The sequence below is a fragment of the Corynebacterium sp. 13CS0277 genome (assembly GCF_002994655.1).
Taxonomy (GTDB): domain Bacteria; phylum Actinomycetota; class Actinomycetes; order Mycobacteriales; family Mycobacteriaceae; genus Corynebacterium.
Genome location: NZ_PPDL01000009.1, coordinates 130386 through 138142 on the forward strand (window position 1 = coordinate 130386; position 7757 = coordinate 138142).

General features: G+C 54.8%; 3 protein-coding genes and 1 pseudogene. All 4 read right to left on the minus strand.

Annotated features, from left to right (window positions below):
• Nucleotides 1-80: 80 nt before the first annotated feature.
• The gene (locus tag C1Y63_RS05580; RefSeq protein ID WP_106015477.1) at nt 81-3344 is read right to left on the minus strand and encodes an HsdR family type I site-specific deoxyribonuclease; all 3264 of its coding nucleotides are present in this window, start codon (nt 3342-3344) and stop codon (nt 81-83) included.
• 11 nt (nt 3345-3355) lie between these two features.
• Nucleotides 3356-4606, minus strand: a complete 1251-nt coding sequence (locus tag C1Y63_RS05585; RefSeq protein ID WP_106015478.1) for a restriction endonuclease subunit S — start codon at nt 4604-4606, stop codon at nt 3356-3358.
• Nucleotides 4603-7374, minus strand: a complete 2772-nt coding sequence (locus C1Y63_RS05590) for a type I restriction-modification system subunit M (protein ID WP_106015479.1) — start codon at nt 7372-7374, stop codon at nt 4603-4605. Before C1Y63_RS05590 ends, C1Y63_RS05585 begins: the two co-directional genes overlap by 4 nt.
• Before the next feature lie 95 nt (nt 7375-7469).
• Nucleotides 7470-7607: pseudogene (locus C1Y63_RS13280) on the minus strand (integrase core domain-containing protein); the annotation flags it as partial.
• Nucleotides 7608-7757 lie beyond the last annotated feature (150 nt).

The following is a 7757-nucleotide window of genomic DNA, read 5'->3' on the forward strand; positions in this document are numbered from 1 at the left end:
TGCCCAACCTGGGCCTTCTTGCTTGCGTGGACGCAATCTGTCGGGGCTAGCTTGCCCTATGCCAAAAATTGAAAAACACCCTACTTACTACAGTCACTACTGAAATCTGATGAATCCCAATCCGAGACTTCCATGCCTCCGCGTTTGAAGAACTCTGTGACGATACGGTTGGCTGCCCACCTCTGGTCGATTAGCGGCAGGTAGAGATGTTTTTCTGCCTGCAGCCAGGCGTTGAAAATCCCATAATCGACGGTGGTCAGAACTTTGTCCAGACGGCCGAACTTCTTCAGATCTTCATCCGTGACACCTTTACCGCCGAATCCGCGTAGCAGTTCCTGTACCTTTTCGGCGTCCACCCCGGTGGCTTCCACCAAAGCGGCGGTGTAGCGGTCTTGAGTGGTAGCGAGTTCTTCGTTGATGTAGTCGCGGAAGGTTTTGCCTTTCTCTGGTGTCAGGTGTCCGGATTGGATCATGTCGATAACGGTACGGGCGGCGTGCTGTTCTTCCTGACTCAAGGCCGCGTAGGACTGTTGCACCTCGCCCAGGAGCACATCCAGGTCCGCTTTACTGGTCTTACTGTTAGCGATTGCCTCTCGCCACTTCTCAAACTTCGCATCTAGCGCTTCCTTGTCGATGCGCTTGGCGTCCTGGGCGTAGGTCAGACAGGTCAAATCTAGAGGGCATTCTTCATTCTTGCTGCCAGGTGTACCGTCACCGAGTTCACTGTAGCGGGTCAGCCAGATCTCGTAGGTCTCTCTGGATAATTTGACCTGCACCGGTTTGCCATCAGGGGTCGCTGACTCGTAGACGTGTTTGTCCCAGGTGAAGCCCTGCACTTTGCAGGTTTCGACCAGTGCGGCCAGTTGTGAGAAGTTCACTGCGAAGCGCTTGCGGTCCTCACTCGCGTCTGGCAGTCGGGAATAGTCCGGGATACCGGCATTGACGAAGATCGAACGGATCACATCGTGCTGCCCGTTGAGTGCTTCCAGGTTGGCGGGCAACGGGTCTACGAATACGCCCTTGGCGTTGCCGCCCGCATACAGATCGAAGGCTTGCTCGAAGTTGCGGGTCATGGTGCGAGGCTTGCGGTAGTAGACGATAGTGCCCTGGGGCTTGATCAGCTTGTTGTAGATGCGGTTGGTACGTGAGGCAGCCTGAACTAGGTCGGCGTATTCGAGCACCTTGTCCAAGTACAGAGTGCCCACGTATTTGGAGTCGTAGCCGGTGAGTAGTTGGTCAACCACGATCACCAGATCCAGCATTTTGTCCGCAGTAACGTACTTGTATCCCTCCTTGTGTGCCAGGCGGTCTGCCACGTCGGATTTGAAGTCTGGGATGGCAGCCCGGTCGAAACTCACCCCAAACATCTCTTCATAGCCGTCGAGGATTTCCATGATGCCGTCGGTGCGCAGCTGCTGGTTGCCCACATTCTCGTCCGCGTCAGAGAAGACCGCAGTCACTTTCAGCTCCTTGTCCAGGAGCGGCTTGGGGATGGACGGATCAGCGTCGGCGGCGCGCACTTGCTGGTTGTGGGCCTGAAAAAGCCGGTAGTAGGTGATGGCTTCTTCGATACTTGAGGTGGCGAACATGGCGTGAAGTTGGCTGTCTTGGGAGCGCTGCACCCACTTGGCCAGAATCTCATCCACTACGTGCTGCTGGTAATCAGTGGCCTCCCAGTTAGCAGTTGGCACCAAATCTTCGATCCCGGCCACATACTTACCAGCAGCGTTGACCCCACCCACCCAGGCGGTGCGGCCCGGGTCCATGTAGCGCTGATATTTACGCTTCTTGACTGGATCTGCCAAAGCTTCAGAAACGGTAAGAGCCTCTGCTTTTCGCAGGGCAACTTTCTGACGCAGTTCGTCACCCTGGTAGATGTCGACCTGCTGGTAGTCGAAACGCAGAACGGACCCATCGCGCAAACCATGGTAAATGCTGTATCGGTGCAGTTCGTCGCCGAACAGGTCAGAGGTTTGAGTGGACTTCTTGGCATTCACCTCCTCGATCGGAGTACCAGTGAACCCGAAGAACACTGCCTTGGGAAAACACTGCCGGATGCTGGCATACATGTCCCCAAAAGTGGAGCGGTGCGCCTCATCAACGATGAACACGAGCCGTTGACTCTGAATGCGTTCAAAGTCGGTTTGGTTACAGTACTTCTCTTCGGGGTTGGTGAGTTTGCCGAGCTTGTGCAGAGAGGTAATGACCAGGCGATGGCTGCCCTTTTCTAGTTCTTTGGCCAGCGCACTAGTGGATCCGGGGCGGGCGATGTCGATCTGGTCGCCAGCGAAGTTGCGGTATTCCATTTCGGACTGGTCGCCCAGTTCAATGCGGTCGAGGACAAAAATGACCTTATCGGCGATGGCATCCCGAGCCAGCAACATGGCAGTCTTGAACGAGGTCATGGTTTTGCCCGACCCGGTGGTGTGCCAGATGTAACCACCCTTGTGATCGTGAGTGCCCCGGTCAGCCAGAGGAGTGCGGCTAATAGCAGCCATGCGGGATTTCACCGCCGCTACGGCATGCATCTGATACGGGCGCAGAACTTTCAGCTCCCCGTCACCACCGTCGGCAATCAGGTAATCACCCACCAAGGTATGAGCGGCGGGGATAGAGATAAAGTAACGGGCAACCTCTTGCCATGACTCGCAGGGTTCGTTGTCCCGGTCAGCGTAGGTGAAGTGGAACATGTCGCTCAGATGATCGGTCTTCGCAGGGCGGGCGAAGTAGCGCATCTGAGTTGGGGTCATCCCGATGAACACCTGCACCGTGTTCAGGAAGCCGCTGAAGATATTGGACTGTAGGTACTTGTGGATCTGCCCGGTCGCTTCGGTGACGTCATGCCCGTGGTTTTTGAGCTCCACATGGATGACGGGCACACCCCACACCAGCAGCATGAAGTCACCACGGCGGTCTTTGTCCCGCTTGTGAGCGCGCGGCAAGATCGGCTGGCGGGCAATCTGGTAGGTGGAGTCGCCGCCCGCCACCTCTTTAGGATCAAAAATCTTCAGTGAGATCAACTTGCCCCTATGCTCAGGGTCATCGGGGTGATCGCGAATGATCTGGGTTTCTTCACCTTGCAGGAACCGCTGCACATCGGCCGGGGTCGACAGGGCAGCCACCTTGTCCACCAACTGCTGCTTCTCACCGGCAGAAAGGGGTACACCGTTGAGGCGGCGTGATTCAGAGTTGTTTTTAAAGATGATCTGCGCCCAGTTGTCCACCAAGTCAGACACGGACGGGTACTCCAGCACCTGCTTGGACCAGCCGTGACGCAGGGTCAACGCTTCAATGACCGCATCCTCAAACGCAGCTTCGGTCGCGTAATGCACGTTGTCGCTCATGAGTGGCCTCCTCACACAAACATCTTCTGCAAGAACGCAGCCTTCAACTGCCGCAACTTCTCTAACTTCTGCTCTTCGACTTCCAGCAACTCATCCAACTCCCGGAAGAAAGCGCCAATAGCCTCTTGCTCTTCGAAGCTCGATGGAAAAGAAAAATACATTTTCCTTAATGCGGCACCTGAGGTGAGCGCGCGGGTAGTCATTGAACTCTTTCGCCGCATTTCGAAACGAAACGTTTCGGCGTAAAAAACGTATGCTTTGAAAACATCACACAACGGGTCATGACCACTCGCCCGCCCTCTTAGCACAAACCCACTAAAAACGGTCGATTCGCAGTCTTCCAACATCACGGACGGCATTCCAATTTCTTCAAGGGTTTCCGAAGTTCGAGTGAAGAAAATATCCCCTTTTTTAACCTGAAGTGCCTTTATTTCTTCCGGCGAGGCATTTACCCGACCAACGAGGTCACTCAACCCTATTGCGCGATTATGGAAAACGTCTGTAAAGTTAACAATAGGAATTCCATGCCCAAAGAACTCCTTACCCTTGTTGAGCCCATTTTTAAACTCATAAAACTCTCCGAGTTTCCTCCGCTCCCATGGCTCTTCGAAGCCTGCGAAGCGGATTTCAGGGACGCGGGAATTACCCTGTGGGAACATCTTGAGCAGCATGGCCTGCTTGAACTTCCGCAGCTTCTCAACCTTTTGAGCCCCTGCCTCTAGCGCCTCATCTAAGCGCTTAAAAAATGAGCCAATAGCCTCTTGCTCGGGCAACTCTGGCAATGAAATAGGGAAAGCTTTTACCTTTTCTGCATTCAGGTTTCTTTGGGTACCCGTAGATATATAGGGTTCCCATTCCCCAGTGATTTGCGACTTTAACAGTCGAGCATAAACAAAATCTCTTGTTGCATCACTGCGGAAGACCATATTGTAAAAGGCTTGGCTGGTAGCTGTGTCCTGCTGCAAAATTCCGACTTTTCCAACGCTCGCATACATAGCCAAAGAAATGGCGCCAGCAGGAACTAGCCACGCAGTGCTATTATTCAGCCCTAGCTTTGTAAGACTCTTTACAGTCCTAACAATCGCCCTATCATTAATATCCGCTATTCCCAAAAATGGAATAGGTCCCCCATAGTAGTCAGGATTTGTGGCCGAAGGAGTACCGCCCGATCCAGATACCTCAAGCAATTGACCTAGTTCTTTTTTCTGCCACCGTTGCACACATTTTAAGAAACGGATTTCAGGGGTAGCTTGCGCTTTCATCGGGCACCACCCCCAAGAATGTTAGCGAGTTCAGTGATGCCTTCGAGGTCGCGGGTAGAGCCGGTGAGATGACCCATCATCTCCGCAAGGCTCAGCTCAGCTTTGCGACCTCGGCGGCCAATGTCCGACAAGGTCGCGGCGTACTTGCCGTCCAGGTAGTCGACCTTGTCGATAAGTTCATTGATGGCGTGTTCTGGGATGCTTTTGATGTCGGCCAGCATATCGCGCACCCACTTGGCACGCAGGAGCATCTTCGCCTCTTCGTCGCTCAAGCTCTCAATACGTTCCTTTGTGCCAGAATGCAGTTTGTCTTTGCGTTTCTTGATGGCTTTCTTCGAACCCTTGACTTCTTCGAGCAGGCCAAGGGCTTCAATCAGGACCGGTTCTAGTGCATCTTCAGAAAAATCGGTAGCGCGGCGGAGTTCCTCGATCCGCTTGCGCACTTCGGTCGCGGTGTATGAGCCGTTCTTGGCCGACGACATTGCCGCCCAATCAACTTCCGGGTGGGAGGCAATGAGACGTTTCTTCTCAGCCGCCTTAGCTTCCAGGTACTGGCTGAGCACCTCCACTTCTGGGGTGGTGATGTCTTTCAAGAGCGAGGCTAGTCGGGTTTTGACCTTGCCAGCAGCAAACGCATCGCCAGCTGCGTTCGTGATCGAGGTGTCACCCGAGCCGAGTTGGTCTTCGCTCAGGGACTCAAACAGCTCGCCAACACGTTCATCGGCTTCGATCAGACGCTTTTCCAGTGCTTCGATCTCAGTGAAGTCTTCTGCCAGGAGTTCGCGTTGGACCAGTTCGAAGGGCAGGATGGTGCCGATCCAGCCATCCTGGACTTCCTTTTCCTTGCCTTTTTCTTTCTTCAACACCAGGTTGGGCTCTACCTGGCGGATAGTTCCCCAGCCCTGGCCTTTCAAGATTTCCAGGTCTCGGTTAGTGGTGAACCAGTGGTCGGCGAAAACCTGGTAAACCGTGTAGTCATCGACAATCGGTACCTGACTCAGCCGCTCAAAAAGCTGGCTGCGCAGCTCGCTTTCGATGGTGGTCATGTCTACCGAGTCGATGCCCTGAATCAGCGTCTGGTCCAGGATCTCCTCCCACCCAGTGAATGCCTGCAGGTAGTTCTGTTTGAAAGCTTGCGTAGCTGGGTGCTGGTGGACCGCGTTACCAAGCTGCCCGCCAGTTTGCAGATCAGGCTTGACGTGGGTGTGGGTTTCGGCGACTGAGTCAAAAATGCTTTCACGCAGACCCGGCAGAGCGTCCCAGTAGGTGTCGAGTTGGTCGAGTTCGTGCTGTGGGATGCCGCCGAACATGGTGGCGTAAATGTCCCAGTTCTCCACCGGTTCAGAGGAGTCAACGTAGCGGGGAATGTTGAGGTTGTAGCCGTTGTCCTGGATCTCCTGGCGGGACACCAACCGGGAGTACTTATCCTCGCTCCGGCGTTCCGTAACAGTATCCACGATCTTGCGGATATCACGGTGACGCAGCTCGTTCTTCTTACCTATCTTCGAAAAGCCCTTGGAGGCATCGATAAACAAGACCGAATCGTCCGTGCCGCGATCCTTCTTCAAGATCATGATGATGGTGGCGATGCCGGTGCCGTAGAAGATGTTCGCTGGCAAACCGATGATTGCGTCCACATGGTTGCGTTCGATGAGCTGGCGGCGGATGACAGCTTCTTCACCGCCCCGGAACAGCACCCCGTGCGGCAGAACAATTGCCAGGATGCCGTCGTGCTTCAGGTGGTAGAGCTCGTGCAACAAGAAGGCATAATCGGCAGTTTTCGCTGGTGCGAGGCCGTAACTGAAGCGCGGATCAGAGCCAGGTTTGGGGCGCTCCCACTCGGCTGAATAAGGTGGGTTAGACACCACCGCATCCACAAACAACGGATGGTATTCGCCCGTGCGCGGGTCGATCATCGGCCAGTCTGACCCCAGCGAGTCACCCTCACGGGTGACGATGTTTGCAGGTTGAATCCCACGCATGACCAGATTCATGCGGGTAAGCGAGTAGGCAGCCTTCTTCAACTCTTGGGCGTAGTACTGAATGTTGTCCGGGTTACCGCTACGCCGGGTAATAGCCTCGCCAATGTTGAGTAGAAGCGAGGCAGAACCTGATGTGGGGTCGTAGACCTGGATGCCATCCCGTCCTGCTAAGTGATGGCCAACGATTTCAGCCATCACCAAGGCGACCTGGTGGGGCGTGTAGAACTCGCCCGCAGACTTACCGGCGTTCGCTGCGAAGTGGGCGATCAGATACTCGTAAACGTAGCCGAGCACATCATAGTTTTGACGCCCATCGGTAGGGATATCGCGAACAATCCGGATCAGCTCACGCAGCTTCTTTGCCTGTGTGTTCGCGTCACTGCCTAACTTCGGCACAGCTGAGGCAAGCGGGGAGAAGATCTCGTGGAAGATGGACTTATAAGCAGGGTTTACCTGGGCGTCGAATGCCAGCGTTGCCTCAATAACCCTAGAAGGACGTAGATCGTTGAGGTCTTCTTCCCAAGTGGAGAACAGATCCCCATAGGCGATGAAGTAGCCTAGCTCGTCTTGAGTCTGAGCCACGCGCCGCTCATTATCAAGGGTTAGCTGTACTTCAAGCGCTTCGGGGCGCAGCCCGTTGGAGATGAAGAACTCCACTTCCCGGGCAGATAGGAACTTGTAAAACATCAACCCGAGGATCAGGTCTTTGTAGTCGTTAGCGTCCAGCGAGCCGCGCATCTTGTTGGCGGCCTTCCAGATCTGTGAGGCGAGTTGCTGCTTGTCCATTAGTTACGGATCACTTTGGGATTTCGGGTTGGGGCAGGGGCGAAGTAGAGCCGGTTGATGCTGATGGAGTGACCTAGTTTTTCGGCCCGGGCGACTTAAGCCATCGCTACGGATGTTTGATGCTCGGCCCGAACAAGGGCCGCGCACCGATTCGGGGGCAAGTAGCCCAGCGACGAGTGCGGATGCGCGGTAGTATACCGAACCCGCCACCATTCATGCAGGACTCGCGCATGTTCGACCCCCTCAACGGGTTGTGTCCCTTAGAGTGGTGTAACAGGATCCTCGCAGGTGGCGTGCCCAAGCACAAAAAACGGCCACCGCTGACCCATAGCCCTTCGTCATAGTTTGCAGACCAACACGAAAGGAGCCAGCGATGACCGCTG

Excerpts from the sequence above, each read along its gene's own strand:
- C1Y63_RS05580 (WP_106015477.1), bottom strand. The coding sequence starts at position 3,344 with ATGAGCGACAACGTGCATTACGCGACCGAAGCTGCGTTTGAGGATGCG.
- C1Y63_RS05585 (WP_106015478.1), bottom strand. The coding sequence starts at position 4,606 with ATGAAAGCGCAAGCTACCCCTGAAATCCGTTTCTTAAAATGTGTGCAA.
- C1Y63_RS05590 (WP_106015479.1), bottom strand. The coding sequence starts at position 7,374 with ATGGACAAGCAGCAACTCGCCTCACAGATCTGGAAGGCCGCCAACAAG.